Source organism: Streptomyces sp. NPDC104307 (genome assembly GCF_055584045.1).
In genome coordinates this window covers 13,250-26,849 of the sequence record NZ_JBVJMU010000004.1, presented here as the reverse complement: position 1 = coordinate 26,849, position 13,600 = coordinate 13,250, and the positions used below count along the sequence as shown (strand labels likewise).

Here is a 13,600-nt window from a genome sequence, read left to right as displayed (position 1 = left end):
TGGTTGTGTGAATGGTCCGTGTCACACCTGTAGGTGTTGCGTCTCACATGAACCCCAGTCCCTTGTACACACGTAGATACAAGGACCAGAACCGGGTAACTCATCAAGGAGACACATATGCGCCTTGGCCTGGCCCTGCCGACCTTCGGACCCGACGCCCACCCCGGAGGGCATCCTGACTGTGTCCCGTACCGCCGAGGACATGGGATACGACTCGCTGTGGACGGGTGACCGCGTCCTGGCCCCGCGGGTCCCCTCCGCGCCGTACCCGAGTGCGGACGGCAAGATGCCGCGCACCTACGAGAACCACATGGACCCGCTGGTCGCCCTGACATTCGCCGCGTCCCACACGACCCGGGTCCACCTGGGCACCAGCACCCTGAACGGTGGGGCTGGAGCCGAGCCGGCGCTCCGGGCCGCCCGTGCTGCTCGCCACAGGTATGTCGCATCGATGAGACATGTATGTTGAGTCGAAACCTACTCGGTTCCTCACCTACACGGTTCTTCGCAGCCCGAGCAGAAGGTCTTGACTCACATGTCTCAGGAAACATCCGCTTCGCCCACCGCTTTCGAGGAGCGCACGCCGGCCGTGGAGCGGCGCACGGCGCTGACCCGCGCTCTCGCTGACGATCTGCGCCGGGGCGTCTGGGTACCGGGGCCGCTGGAGCGCACGGTCGCGGACCGGCTGCTCCTGGCCTGCGCCGGGGACGGGCAGTTCACCGCACCCCGCGTGCGCGAGGCGCTGCACGACGGCCACGTCGCGCTGACCTATGCCCAGGAGGGGCGGCTCGCCCGGCTCCTGGGAGAGGTGCTCGCGGTGGTCATGGGCCCCGCGCCGGACGCGGGACCCGCGCTGGCCGAGGCCACGGACCTGCTCGCGCGAGGGGTCACGCGGTCCGCGTAGCCGGCGGTTTCGCGCCGGTGCGGTCCGCGGTCCAGGCGGTGAGGATGCGCAGGGCGTCGTGCGAAGGGCCCCCGGTCTCGGCGGTCAGCACCATCAGGCGCTGACCGGACTCGTCGGAGGCGGCCCAGGTGTCGCAGTCAAGGGTGAGGTCGCCGACCAGCGGGTGGCGGTAGTGCTTGGTGCCGTACGTCGCGTTGATGACGGGGTGCTCGGCCCACCAGGTGCGGAAGTCGGCGTCGCGCAGGGTCAGATCACCGACGAGGCGGGCGAGTTCGGGGTCGTCGGGATCGGTCCCGGCCTCCCTGCTCACGGCGGCGACCGCGTCCCGGGCGTCGTGGGCCCATTCGCGGTGCAGGGCGCGGACCGCCGGGTCGGTGAACAGCAGGCGCAGATAGTTGCGGCGCTGCGCCGGGATCGCGGCGAAGTCCGTGTACAGCGCGACGGCGGAGCGGTTCCACGCCAGGACGTCCAGGCGTCTGCCGAGGACGAGTGCGGGTGTCTCGGTGAGTTGCGCCAGCAGCCGGCGCATGGCGGGCCGTACCTGCTGGGCGGCGCGGCGTGCGCGGCGCGGCCCGTCGTCCGTCCGCCCGGCCACCTCGTAGAGGTAGCTTTGCTGGTCCTCGTCGAGGCGCAGGGCGCGGGACAGGGTGTCCAGGACGGCCGCGGAGGCGCGGACGCGGCCCTGTTCGAGGCGGGTGTAGTAGTCCACGCTGATCGAGGCGAGCTGGGCGACCTCCTCGCGGCGCAGCCCGGCGACCCGGCGGGAGCCCGTCCGCGGCAGGCCGCACGCGTGCGGGTCGAGCTCCGCGCGGCGGGCCTTGAGGAACTCGCCGAGGGTACGGGCGTCGGAGGGTGGGTTCATGGCGTTGCGTCTCCCGCGTTCCGCACACGTGTGAGGTGTGCCGGATGATGTGCTGCGTGCCGCCCGAGGGCGGCGGGGCACCCGGCCCCGCCGCCCTTCGAGGGGGTCAGCGCACGGTGGCGTGCACCGCCCGCTCGATCACGTCGGCCACCAGGCGGGGGTGGGAGACGGCGACCGAGTGGGACGCGGCGACCTCGGTGGTGTGCGAGTGGGCGCGCTTGGTCATGAAGCGCTGCACGGCGACCGGGATGTTGAGGTCCTTGGTGGTGACGACGGCCCAGCTCGGCTTGGTCTTCCAGGCGGCCGTGGTGGCCTTCTCCTCCAGGGCGGCCTGGGAGACAGGGCGCTGCCCGGCGGCCATCAGCGCCGTCTGCTTCGCGGGCACGTCGGCGGCGAACTGGTGGCGGAACTTGTCCTGCTGGATGTAGAGATCGGTGGCCGTGGAGCCGTCGGCCTGCTGGTACGTGACTGGGTCGAGGGCGTCGGGGAGCGTGGAGCCCGGGAACTTGCCGGTGAGCTCAAGGGCGCTCTCGCCGGGCGCGGGCAGGAAGGCGGCGACGTAGACCAGGGCCTTGACGTCGGGATCGTCGGTCGCGGCCTCGCTGATGACGTTGCCGCCGTAGGAGTGGCCGACGACGATCTTCGGTCCCTTGACATGGTCGAGGACCGTGCGCAGGGCTGCCGCGTCGGAGGCGGGGCCGCGCAGCGGGTTGGCGGCGGCGACGACCGGGTAGCCGTCGGCCCGCAAGTCGGCGATGACCCCGTTCCAGCTGGAGCCGTCGGCGAAGGCGCCGTGCTCCAGGACGACGGTCGGTTTGGCGTGTTGGCCGCTGTCGGCGGCCTCGGTGGTCCCGGTCGCGCTGGCGGTGCCGCCGAGGGCGATCGCGCCGAGCGCGATGCCCGCCGCGGCCACCGCGACCGCACCCGTGGTCAGTCGCTTGCGGCGACCCTTGATGCTCACCATGACGAATTCCTTTCAAGCACTTCAGTACGGGGAAGGAGCCGGCCCCACCGACTCGTCACCGCCTTGACCGGTGATCAATGTGTCACGTGCTGCGTCACCCGTCAAGGGGGTGACTCATTGCTTCGCCCAGGGGTCCGCGACGATGATGCCGGCCAGCGCCGCCGCGCAGCCGGCGAGCATCCGCTCGCCCTTCTCCGCGCTCGCGCTCCGGGCGTCGCCCGCGACCCCGGACTCCGTGATCCGGTCGAAGGGCACGGCCATGTACACCGGCTCCGTCGACTCCGCGGGCAGGGTGATGCGGGGCCCGTGCGCCGCCGGCAGTTGGCCGGCGTGGATCAGGTCGGGGTGGGCGGCCATCATCATGGACGTCTCGCCCTCGCAGGCGTGCATGAGACCGTCCTGGGTCTCCAGGGTCCGGCGCACCACCTCCCGGCCGGCGCCGAAGTAGCTGGCGAACGCGATCGGCGTCGCCAGCTCCGTGGTCAGCTCGGTGGTCAGGGCGTTCAGCGCGGTCATGTTCCCGCGGTGCCCGTTGACGATCAGGATGCGGGAGAAACCCACCCGGATCACGGACCGGCAGATGTCGCGCAGCAGTGCGTGCAGCGTCGGCAGGCTGAGCGTGAGGGTGCCGCCGAAGGCCATGTGGTGCTCGGAGAGGCCCGTGGGGATCGAGGGGGTGACCACCACCCCGGTGCGCTCGGCGGCCAGCACCGCCGCCCGGTGGCAGACCTCCGTGGCGAGGAAGTCGTCGACGCCGGTGGGCAGATGGGGCCCGTGCTGCTCGGTGGCCCCGATGGGCACCACCACCACGGCGTCCCGCGCCGCGAGGGCGCGCAGTTCGGCGGCGGTCAGCCGGTTCCACTGGACTTCGCTCATCAGGGGCTCCTCCTGGACGGGCCGGCGCGGCGCGGGGTACCGGGCCGGTGGCGGTGACGGGATCTCAGAGGTGGTCGGCGTCGACCACGGCCTGGGCGAAGGCGGTCGGCGCCTCCTGCGGCAGGTTGTGCCCGATCTCCGTGATCGTGCGGTGCAGGTACGGGCCGGTGAAGTGGTTGCGGTAATTGGAACCGTCGCCGGGCGGCGGGGTGAAGGGGTCGAGCGCGGCGTCGAGGGTGACCGTCGGCACGCCGATGGAGGGCTGGGCCCACAGCCGCTTCTCGTAGCGGTCGTAGCGCGGCTGGCCCTCGACGAGGCCGATGCGCCAGCGGTAGTTGAAGAGCACGACGGCGGCGTAGTCGGGGTTCTTGAAGGCCTCGGCGGTGCGCTCGAAGACGGCGTCCGAGAAGTTCCAGTTCGGGGAGACCAGCGTCCACACGTAACGGCACAGCGCGATGCGCTTCTCCTCGTCCTCCATGGCCGTCTTGCCGCGCTCGCTCGCGAAGTACCACTGGTACCACCAGTTGTGCTCCGCGGCCGGGGCGAGGGGCTCGGCCTGCGCGTTGACGTCGGTGATCAGGTAACCGCTGGTGGAGACCATGGAGGTAACCCGCTCGGGCCACAGGGCGGCGATGATGTCCGCGGTGCGCGAGCCCCAGTCGAAGCCGGCCAGGAGCACCTTCGGGATCTTCAGGGCGTCCATGAAGGCGATGATGTCGAGCGCGACGGCGGACTGCTCGGCCGTGCGCGGGGTGCGGCGGGAGAGGAAAGTGGTGCTGCCGTGGCCGCGCAGGTAGGGGACGAGGACCCGGTAGCCCTGGTCGGCGAGGAGCGGGGCGACGTCCACGTAGGAGTGGATGTCGTACGGCCAGCCGTGCAGGAGCAGGACGACCGGGCCGTGGGCCGGGCCGAGTTCGGCGTAACCGACGTTCAGGACGCCCGCCCTGACGTGCTTGATCTTCGGAAAGCCGGTGTGGGTGCCGGGGGTGATCGTGGGCACGGTCGGGGCCGTGGCGGCAGCGTGGCCGGCCGGCCCGCGCGATGCGGTCGCCGCGGACGAGGAGCCCTGCAGGCCGGCCAGCGAGACGGCGGCCGCCCCGGTGCCCAGGCCGACGGCCTTGCTGAAGGTGCGCCTGTTGATCATGTCAAACCCTCTCGTGTGTGCACGGTGAGCGATGGGCCGTGTCCGAGAGGCGGGCTGCAGGTGTGCGAACTGCCGTTTTCCGGGACCGGGACCAGCGACACATACTCTCGTCTGTCATGAATCCGACTACATCAGTCATCTGACGGTACGAGGGGACGACGATGCCGAACACACCGCGGAACCGTCGCTAAGTCATGCGACTGACGTGTGGGGCGCCGATGCCGTGTAGAAACGTATCGACCGCGAGATCGGCCGCTTCAGCAGGGCTCAGGTGTGCCTGTTGGTGCGACGCGAGGATCAGCAGGTGGGGCAGGAGCACCCGTGCCCAGCCCTCCGCGGGGCCCGGCCACAGCAGGCCTTCGTCACGGGCGCGGGCCAGGAAGGTGTCGACCTCGAAGAGGCAGGCGTCCCGGCGGCGGCGCACGGCGTCGTCGGTGAGCATGAGGGACAGATCGACCGGCCAGGTGCGATTGACGGCGATGATGTTCTCGACGTAGCGGTGCAGGGCGACGACGACGGGCGCTTCGCGCAGCCGGGCGTCCTCGATGGCCGCCTCGATGGCCTCCAGCCGGGCCGTGTGGATGGCGGCGAGGAGTTCCTCGCGGGAGGCGAAACGCCGGTAAACGGTCCGCCGGTCCACGCCTGCCTCGGCGGCGATGCTCGCGATGGTGGCGCCCGGCTCGACGGCGAGTATGCGCGCCCCGGTGGTCAGGACCGCTTCCAGATTGCGTGCTGCGTCGGCTCTCATCTTTCAAAAGTAGCGTGATTGGAAAAATTCTAGAACGTAGAGCCATCTCCACGAGCACTTCACTACATCAAGTGCTACATTAAAGTGACACTTATGGATCTCGTCCCCCACGGACCGACAGCACGGGAAGAGAGAAAGTTCATGATCACCTACGACAAGCTCTACATCGGCGGCTCCTGGGTCGAGCCGAGCGCGAGCGAGCTGCTCGACATCGCCTCGCCGCACGACCAGTCGCTGATCGGCCGCGCGGCCCAGGCGCGCCCCGCGGACATCGACCGCGCGGTGGCCGCGGCCCGCACCTCGTTCGACACGGGGGAGTGGCGGCTGACCCCGCCGGCCGAGCGGATCGCGCTGCTGCGCCGCTTCAACGCACTGCGCGAGGAGAACACGGAGCAGGTCGCCCGCCTGATCACCCTGGAGAACGGCTCGGCGGCCTGGTTCACCAGGGCCGGGCAGCCCGGCCTGACCCGGCAGGCGAACGCCTACCTCAAGGCGGCCGAGGAGTTCGGCTGGGAGGAGACGCTCGTCCCCTCGGACCCGTCCTCCCCGGTGCGCAGCGTGGTGCGCCGCGAGCCGATCGGCGTCGTGGCCGCGGTGATCCCGTGGAACTCCCCCTTCTCCTCGGCCACTTCGAAGATCATCCCCGCGCTGCTCGCGGGCAACTCCGTGGTGCTCAAGGTGTCGCCGGAGAACTCGCTCAGCATGGGCTTCCTGGCCGAGTTGCTGGAGCGGACGGGGCTGCCCGAGGGCGTCGTCAGCGTGCTGCCCGCGGACCGGGAGACCAGCGAGTACCTGGTGTCGCACGCGGACGTGGACAAGATCGCCTTCACCGGCTCGACGCGGGCCGGCCGCCGGATCGCCTCGATCGCCGGTGAGCAGCTCAAGCGGGTCAGCCTGGAGCTGGGCGGCAAGTCGGCGGCCGTCATCCTCCCCGACGCCGACATCGACAAGGCCGTCGCGGGCCTGAAGTTCGCCTCCCTGCTCAACAACGGCGAGTCGTGCATCGCCCAGACCCGCATCCTTGCCCCGCGCGAGAAGTACGAGGAGGTCGTGGCGGCCCTGAAGGAGCTGGTCGGCTCACTGAAGGTCGGCGACCCGAACGACCCCGACACGTTCATCGGCCCGATGATCCGCCCCGACCAGCAACAGCGGGTACGCGACTACATCCAGCTCGGCATCGAGGAGGGCGCCCGCCTGGTCGTCGGCGGACCGGACGTCCCCGAGGGCCTGGAGAAGGGCAACTACGTGACGCCCACCGTCTTCGCCGACGCCGACAACTCCATGCGCATCGCGCAGGAGGAGATCTTCGGCCCGGTCCTGGTCGTCATCGCCTACGAGGACGAGGACGATGCCGTCCGGATCGCCAACGACTGCGAGTACGGCCTGTCCGGCGGCGTCTGGTCCGCCGACGAGGAGCACGCCCTCGCGCTCGCCCGCCGCATCCGCACCGGCACCGTCACCGTCAACGGCGCCTCCGTCGGCTTCGACGGCCCGTTCGGCGGCTTCAAGGCCAGCGGCACCGGCCGCGAGTACGGCGCGGTCGGCCTCGGCACATACACCGAGTACAAGACCATCACCGTCTGACCACAGCGAACCCGCCGAGGACACGTATCTGATACGTACTATCGTGGATTCGCACATGTGTGAGGTGGGGCGGCGCATCCGCTCCACGACACACCTGTGACAGAGAAACTCTGAAGGAGCCGTGCGCCATGGATCTTCTACTCAAGGGACTGCGAGCCGTCGTCACCGGAGGCAGCCGCGGTATCGGCCTCGCCGCCGGGCGCACCCTCGCGCAGGAGGGGGCGTCCGTCGCCCTGGTCTCCAGGACCGCCGCGTCCGTCGAGGAACAGGCGGCGGCGCTCAGCGCGGAGACCGGCGCCGAGGTCATCGGCGTCGCGGCCGACACCGGGGACGACGCCTCGGTGGCGGAGATGGCCCGAATGGTGCGCGAGCGGCTCGACGGCGTGGACATCCTGGTGAACAACGCCGCCGCCACCAACCCCGGCTCCATCTCCGAGGACGACCTGGAGGCCGAGATCAATGTGAAGGTCCGCGGCTATCTGCGGTGTGCCCGCGCCTTCGCCCCGGACATGACGGAGCGCGGCTGGGGCCGGATCATCAACATCGGCGGACTGGCGGCCCGCCAGAGCGGCTCGGTGGTCGGCTCGATCCGCAACGTCGCGGTGACCGCCCTGTCGAAGAACCTGGCCGACGAACTCGGCCCGAGCGGCGTCAACGTCGTCTCCGTGCACCCCGCGGGCACCCGGACCGACACCTTCACCGGCATCCTCGGCCGCCGGGCCGAGGCTCTGGGGACCAGCCCGCACGAGCTGAAGCGGCAGTTCGCCGCGTCCGTCTCCATCGGCCGGATCGTGGAACCCCACGAGGTGGCCGCGGTCGTCGCCTTCCTGGCGAGCCCGCTCAGTGTGGCGCTCAACGGCGACCCCGTCTTCGCGAGCGGCGGCGCGAAGGGCCCGATCCACTACTGAGACCGCGGACCGGAAGCAGATATGACACACCATCACCTTTGCTTGCGGCCAGTGGGGTTGGCCGTGATCGTCCTGCTCCTCGTGGCTGGGGTGCTGGGCGCCCCGCCCCTGCTGCGGCTCTTCGGCGGCGGGCCCGGGGCCCCGCCGTCCGACGGCTCCGGTGCGTCCGGTGACAAGGACACGGACGGGTTCGTCACGGGGAAGATGTCCGCCCCGTCCGTCGGCTCCGGCACGATCCGGCGCTTCAAGGTCCGGGTCGAGGGCGGCATCGGGCTCTCCGCCGACGGGGCCGCACGCGAGGTGTACGAGGTGCTGGCGGACCCCAGATCCTGGACGGCGGACGGCCACGACGGTTTCCGGCTGGTGTCGGAGGGCGCGCGGGATTTCGTGGTCGTCATCGCCTCTCCGGCCACCGTGGACCGGATCTGCGGGGCCGCGGGGCTGAAGACGCACGGCGAGGTGAACTGCGACGTGGGCTCCCGGGTCATCGTCAACCTGAAGCGCTGGAACACCGGATCGCCGCAGTTCTCCGGCTCGTTGGCCGACTACCGGGCCCTGATCATCAACCACGAGGTCGGACACCGCCTCGGGCACGGCCACGAGGCCTGCCCCGGCCCCGGCAGGCCGGCCCCGGCCATGATGCAGCAGATCGACGGACTGCACGGCTGTGAGCCCAACGCGTGGCCGTACGACACCCACGGGACATACCTCGGCGGCCCCGAGGTGCCGTGACCCATCCCCAAAGAGTGACTGTCTTGACGGGTGATGAACGCATGGGTCAATCTTGTGTCACCGCCCCGACCGGTGACCCGAAACACGTCCGGTGCGGGGACAGACGATCTCTTTGACCCAGATGGGGAGCATCAGCCATGGCAGTCAGCTACACCGCCGTTGTCGACGTCGACGGAGAAGGCCGCAACGGCGGTCACGTCCGCTCCTCCGACGGCCTGCTGGAGACCAGCCTCGCCCTCCCCAAGGAGCTCGGCGGCGCCGGTGACGCGACCAACCCGGAGCAGCTGCTCGCCGCCGGCTGGGCCGCCTGCTTCCTCGGCGCCCTGCGCCGCGCCGCCGCCGCCCGCAAGATCCGGCTGACCAGCACCGCCATCACCGCCGAGATCACCCTCACGCACGGCGACGACGGCGAGTTCTCCCTCTCCGCAGTCCTGCGCCCGGTCCTCGGCGGTGTCGACCGGGCCACGGCCCAGGAACTCGCCCAGGCCGCTCACCAGATCTGCCCGTACTCCAAGGCCCTGCGCGGCAACATCCCCGTCACCATCGACGCCGACGCCGACGCCGACGCCGACGCCGCCGCCTGACCCGCCCCCTGACCCCGGGCCCCGTGTCCCTCCCCCCCAGCACCCCCGCACGGGGCCCGGTCCTCACTCCAGGACACGCCCCAGACCTGACCCCGTGACGGGGCCGCCGAAAGCGAGACCCCAGCCATGGCCATGAAGCTCGAAGTCGTCATCCTGCCCGTCTCCGACGTGGACCGTGCCAAGGACTTCTACGTGGAGGACCTCGGCTGGCGCCTCGACGCCGACTTCCCGATCGAGGCCGGCTACCGGATCGTGCAGGTCACCCCGCCCGGCTCCGAGGCCTCGGTCATCTTCGGCAACGGCCTCACCCGGAAGGAAACGAGTGGTTCCGCCAAGAGGTCACCGAGCGGGCCCCCGGCCGCTGACCCGGTCCCGGCGCGGCTGACCCCTCGCCGCGCCGGGACCGCCATGCCCCCCGCACCACTCGACCGGCCTCAAGGAGGTGCGGCCCTGGACGAGCCGGGAGGCGACCAGTGCGAAGCGGGCGCCGGGCCGGCTGGTGGTCGTCGGCGCCGGAGTGGTGGGCGTCGAGATGGCCACCGCCTGGCAGGCACTGGGTAGCCAGGTCACGTTGCTCGCCCGAGGGGACGGGCTGCTCCCCAGGATGGAGCCGTTCGCGGGGGAGCTGGTCACCGAGCGCCTGCGGGAGACCGGAGCGGACGTCCGCTTCGACACCTCCGTCGAGGGTGTGCGCCGGGTGGCCGGCGAGGTCCACGTCACGCTGCCGCACGGCACTGACGTCGTCGCCGACGAGATCCTCTTCGCCACCGGCCGCGCCCCGCGCACCGAGGACATCGGCCTTGACACGCTGGGGCTGGCCCCGGGGGAGTGGCTCACCGCGGACGACAGCCTGACCGTCACGGCCGTCCCCGGAAGCTGGCTGTACGCCGTCGGCGACGTCAACCGCCGGGCCCTCTTCACCCACCAGGGCAAGTACCAGGCACGTATCGCAGGAGCGGGCATCACCGCGCGGGCGCGCGGCGAGCGGCTCGACTCTCGCCGTTGGGGCGCGCACAGCAGCACCGCCGACATCGAGGCCGTCCCGGGCGTCGTCTTCACCGATCCCGAGGTCGCCACCGTGGGCCTGACCGTCGCGGACGCCGAGCGCACCGGCCGCGACGTCGAGGTCGTCGACCACGAGATCGGCCACCTCGCGGGCGCCCTGCAGTACCGGCCCGACTACAAGGGCCGGGCCCGCATCCTGATCGACCGGGACCGGCAGGTCGTCGTCGGCGCGACCTTCGTCGGCCCGGGCGTCGCCGAACTGCTGTACTCCGCGACCGTCGCCATCACGGGCGAGATACCCGTCGAACGCCTCTGGCACGCCGTGCCCGCCTTCCCCACCATCAGCGAGGTGTGGCTGCGCCTGCTGGAGGCGAGGCGGAACGCGTGACCGGCGTACGCAAGCGCGCGCTCCCGGCGGGCGGGACCGCGCTCAGGTGACACATGTGGCGGATGTGGTCCTGTCGGGGCCCGCACCGTCCGGAGAGGTGTCAGGCGGTGCTCTACGCGCCGTCCTTCTTCACCAGGGTGTACATCACGGAGCGCTGCTGCTTGTGCCGCTGGATACGTCCCTTGGCCACGAGCGACTCGAGGGTGTTGCGCACCACCTGCGGTGTGGGGTTGCGGTCCGGGTATTTCTTCAGGAGCTCGTCCCGCAGCTCCTTCGCAAGGCGCGGCTCGTCGTACTTGGCGAGCAGCTTGCTGAGCAGGTCACCGAGCAGGGCCTGACGCGGCTTCCCCTCCGCGCCGGCCTTCGCCGGGGTGTCCGCCGACGCGGTCCTCGCCGGTGCCGTGCGCCGTGAACCGGCCGACGCCCGCTTCGGCTTCGTGACGACCTGTTCGTCCTGCAACTGCTCGGGCAGCCGGGACGCGTCGGCGAAACCCTCGTACCGCTCGGCGAGGCTGATGATGTCTCCCAGGAGGGCTTCCTCCTGTTTCAACATCGAGATCCTCTCCTTCAGCTCCTGCTGCAGGCGGCGGTTCTCCTCCAGATCCGATGCGGCTTGATCGACGTACCGCGATCGGAGCGCGGCGGCTGACTGGCTGGTCACAACCGTTCACTCCCTCGATATGAATGACGTGTGCATGGTACCCACGTCAAGGGGGCCCATGCGGATAAGTGTCGACGCCTGACAGTACGCCCGGCATGTTCGCTCCTCACGATAAGCGCTGATGTGCCCGCGCACGCAGGAAGGGACGGCTCTTCTTCGACAACCTGGGTGCGATGTCCTAGCCGTCGGCATGCCCGCGCCCCCGTGAGCGGGACGACGGTCCGGCTGCGGCCACTGATCATACGTATGTGGTGGCAGAGCGGCATGTGCGAGAAGGATGTGTGCGAACCCCGGGCCGGACCAGGCGGGACCCGGCCCAGCGGCCTGCTGTCAGGCTTGCCCCGCGGTCACGTCCGTACCGGGCGACGCCGCGGCGCAGGGTTCGCCTACGGTGTGGCAGACAGAGCCCCTGAGCGCCCGGACCGCCTCGCGCAGCTCCGCCGGCAGGACTGTGTGCGGCAAGGCCGAGCACGCCTCGCGCCGATGTGCCGGTGTACCACGTTGACGGCGCTGGTCGGCGGCGCGTCGTCCCAGAGGATGTCGACCGCCTCGCTTAGCGTGAGCGGGCCGGGGGCGCGGAGTAGCAGCAGGGCGAGCAGGGCCAGTCGCTTGGGAGGACCCAGGTCGATCTCGGTGCCGGCGCGCGTCGCCCGTACGGTGCCGAGGACCGAGTAGCGCACTGTCGCGTCCATCACGCGGGTGGTCTCGTTCCTTCTCGTCTCGTGCGGTGGGTCGTTCGTCCGGCAGGCCCGCTGCGGGTGCCTCGACATATGTCCGTCCCGTGTGTCTCACTGGCCAGAGGTGGCGCTATCGTCGACACTCCCACGCCAATGAGTCACCTGTCAAGGGGGTGACTGTCGAAGTGTGAGTGTGTTGGGCGGGCGGCAGCGGCCAGGCGCGTCAGCGGTATGTCCGTAGGTACGCCGCGCAGCCGTGGACGGGACGCGAAATCGGGCTGAACCTTTCCGGTCCGCCGCCGCGTTGTGCCATCGAGAGGCTCTGCCGCGGGGACACGCGTGCGGCGGAGCCGGGACGGGATCTGCGTGACCCAGGGCCGCCTGGGAACCGAGGAACCCGTTCACGCACTGGCGGCCCCGAGTCCCCGCTCAGGGCCGCCAGTGCGTGCGTATCGGTCACGCCGCCGGGGCACCCGTCTCCTTCAGCCCGCCCTCGGCACCCGCCGCAGCCAGCGGTTCACCCCGATCTCGCCCAGGAACCGCTCGTCGTGGCTGACCACCAGGAACGCTCCCCGGACCGGCGCACAGCACACACGCCAGGGTGGCGCGCAGCCGCTCGCCGCCGGAGAGCACCCTGACCGGCAGGTGGGCCCGCGCGCCGCGGAAGAGGAACCGGGCGAGCAGGTTCGTCCGGTCCGACTCGGGCCGCTCCGGGGCGAACGAGGCGAAGTTCTCTGCGACGGTGCGGTCCAGGTCCAGCAGGTCAAGACGCTGCGAGAGAGAGGCGATCCGGCCGTCGTTGCGCTTGATCTCCCCGCTCTCCGGGTCGAGATCGCCGGTGATCAGACGCATGAGGGTGGTCTTCCCGGCGCCGTTCGGCGCGATGCGCTCGGGACCGCGGACGCTCAGGTCGACTCCGCCCGCCGCGAACACGTCCTTCTCCCCGAGGCGCACCTGCATGCCCTCGCCGAGGAAGAGGTTGCGCCCGGCGGGCACCTGGGTGTCGGGCAGCTCCAGGGTGAGCCGCTGCTCGTCCCGCAGGGCACGGCCGGCCTCGTCGAGGCGGGCCGTGGCCTCCGTTCTTCTCGGCGACCTCCTGCTCGGCGCGCACGGCCTCCTCCTACTCGGTGAAGTTGCTGTCGTACAGGCGCAGTTCACCGGAACCCAGCTCGGTGATGCGTTCCATCCGGTCGAGCAGCGCGCGGTCGTGGCTGACCAGCAGCAGGCAGCCCGAGAAGTCGGAGAGCACGTCTTAGAGCCGGTGCCGGGCCTCGAGGTCGAGGTTGTTGGTGGGCCCGTCGAGCAGCAGGACGTCGGGGCGGCGCAGCAACTGGGCGGCGAGACCGAGGGAGACGACCTGGCCGCCGCTGAGCGTGCCGAGGCTGCGGTCCAGTGTCAGGTCGGCCAGGCCCACCGGGATCGACCGGGAGCCAGGGCCGGGTGTCGTGGGAACATCGAGGTCCGGGCCGGCCATAAACACGTGTGCAAGTTACATAGTTGAGTGTGCATACGTCGCCCGGACACTTCGGCCGCACCGGTCAGCTCTGACCACTCCGGCAGACA

14 protein-coding genes and 1 pseudogene are annotated in these 13,600 nt (G+C 70.7%); 8 read left to right on the top strand and 7 right to left on the bottom strand.

The window, feature by feature from the left end:
- The first annotated feature begins 202 nt into the window (after window positions 1–202).
- Window positions 203–469: a hypothetical protein gene (locus ACZ601_RS12965; protein WP_469537580.1), complete on the top strand. Its 267-nt coding sequence runs from the start codon at window positions 203–205 to the stop codon at window positions 467–469.
- A gap of 66 nt (window positions 470–535) precedes the next feature.
- Window positions 536–904: a hypothetical protein gene (locus ACZ601_RS12960; protein WP_469536580.1), complete on the top strand. Its 369-nt coding sequence runs from the start codon at window positions 536–538 to the stop codon at window positions 902–904.
- On the opposite strand, the gene ACZ601_RS12955 is transcribed toward ACZ601_RS12960, so the two are convergent.
- The 5 genes from ACZ601_RS12955 to ACZ601_RS12935 form a co-directional block, all read right to left on the bottom strand.
- The gene (locus tag ACZ601_RS12955) at window positions 888–1,766 is read right to left on the bottom strand and encodes a helix-turn-helix domain-containing protein (protein ID WP_469536579.1); all 879 of its coding nucleotides are present in this window, start codon (window positions 1,764–1,766) and stop codon (window positions 888–890) included. The genes ACZ601_RS12960 and ACZ601_RS12955 overlap by 17 nt on opposite strands.
- Before the next feature lie 106 nt (window positions 1,767–1,872).
- On the bottom strand, window positions 1,873–2,730 hold the full coding sequence (locus ACZ601_RS12950; RefSeq protein ID WP_469536577.1) for an alpha/beta fold hydrolase: 858 nt from the start codon (window positions 2,728–2,730) through the stop codon (window positions 1,873–1,875).
- A 114-nt stretch (window positions 2,731–2,844) separates the two neighbouring features.
- Window positions 2,845–3,606, bottom strand: coding sequence for a creatininase family protein (locus tag ACZ601_RS12945; RefSeq protein ID WP_469536574.1), 762 nt, complete (start codon window positions 3,604–3,606; stop codon window positions 2,845–2,847).
- Between the two features lie 64 nt (window positions 3,607–3,670).
- Window positions 3,671–4,750: an alpha/beta fold hydrolase gene (locus tag ACZ601_RS12940; protein ID WP_469536572.1), complete on the bottom strand. Its 1,080-nt coding sequence runs from the start codon at window positions 4,748–4,750 to the stop codon at window positions 3,671–3,673.
- A 187-nt stretch (window positions 4,751–4,937) separates the two neighbouring features.
- A complete protein-coding gene (locus ACZ601_RS12935; RefSeq protein WP_469536570.1) occupies window positions 4,938–5,498 on the bottom strand; it encodes a TetR/AcrR family transcriptional regulator in 561 nt (186 codons plus the stop codon).
- Window positions 5,499–5,639: 141 nt separating this feature from the next.
- On the opposite strand from ACZ601_RS12935, the gene ACZ601_RS12930 reads away from it, so the two are divergent.
- The 6 genes from ACZ601_RS12930 (at window position 5,640) to ACZ601_RS12905 (ending at window position 10,699) form a co-directional block, all read left to right on the top strand.
- Window positions 5,640–7,082 (top strand): aldehyde dehydrogenase, encoded by a 1,443-nt coding sequence (locus tag ACZ601_RS12930; RefSeq protein WP_469536567.1) that lies wholly within the window; start codon window positions 5,640–5,642, stop codon window positions 7,080–7,082.
- 128 nt (window positions 7,083–7,210) lie between these two features.
- A complete protein-coding gene (locus ACZ601_RS12925) occupies window positions 7,211–7,990 on the top strand; it encodes an SDR family NAD(P)-dependent oxidoreductase (protein WP_469536565.1) in 780 nt (259 codons plus the stop codon).
- Between the two features lie 63 nt (window positions 7,991–8,053).
- Complete coding sequence (locus tag ACZ601_RS12920) at window positions 8,054–8,722, top strand: DUF3152 domain-containing protein (protein WP_469536562.1); 669 nt, start codon at window positions 8,054–8,056, stop codon at window positions 8,720–8,722.
- Window positions 8,723–8,859: 137 nt separating this feature from the next.
- Complete coding sequence (locus ACZ601_RS12915) at window positions 8,860–9,306, top strand: Ohr family peroxiredoxin (protein ID WP_469536561.1); 447 nt, start codon at window positions 8,860–8,862, stop codon at window positions 9,304–9,306.
- Window positions 9,307–9,432: 126 nt separating this feature from the next.
- Window positions 9,433–9,867, top strand: coding sequence for a VOC family protein (locus tag ACZ601_RS12910; RefSeq protein WP_469536558.1), 435 nt, complete (start codon window positions 9,433–9,435; stop codon window positions 9,865–9,867).
- The gene (locus tag ACZ601_RS12905; RefSeq protein ID WP_469536555.1) at window positions 9,749–10,699 is read left to right on the top strand and encodes an FAD-dependent oxidoreductase; all 951 of its coding nucleotides are present in this window, start codon (window positions 9,749–9,751) and stop codon (window positions 10,697–10,699) included. Before ACZ601_RS12910 ends, ACZ601_RS12905 begins: the two co-directional genes overlap by 119 nt.
- 112 nt (window positions 10,700–10,811) lie before the next feature.
- Here the strand turns inward: ACZ601_RS12905 and ACZ601_RS12900 are convergent, their stop codons facing one another.
- Window positions 10,812–11,360, bottom strand: a complete 549-nt coding sequence (locus ACZ601_RS12900; RefSeq protein ID WP_469536553.1) for a hypothetical protein — start codon at window positions 11,358–11,360, stop codon at window positions 10,812–10,814.
- Window positions 11,361–12,493: 1,133 nt separating this feature from the next.
- A pseudogene (locus ACZ601_RS12895) lies at window positions 12,494–13,451 on the bottom strand (ATP-binding cassette domain-containing protein); the annotation flags it as partial.
- Between the last annotated feature and the right edge of the window lie 149 nt (window positions 13,452–13,600).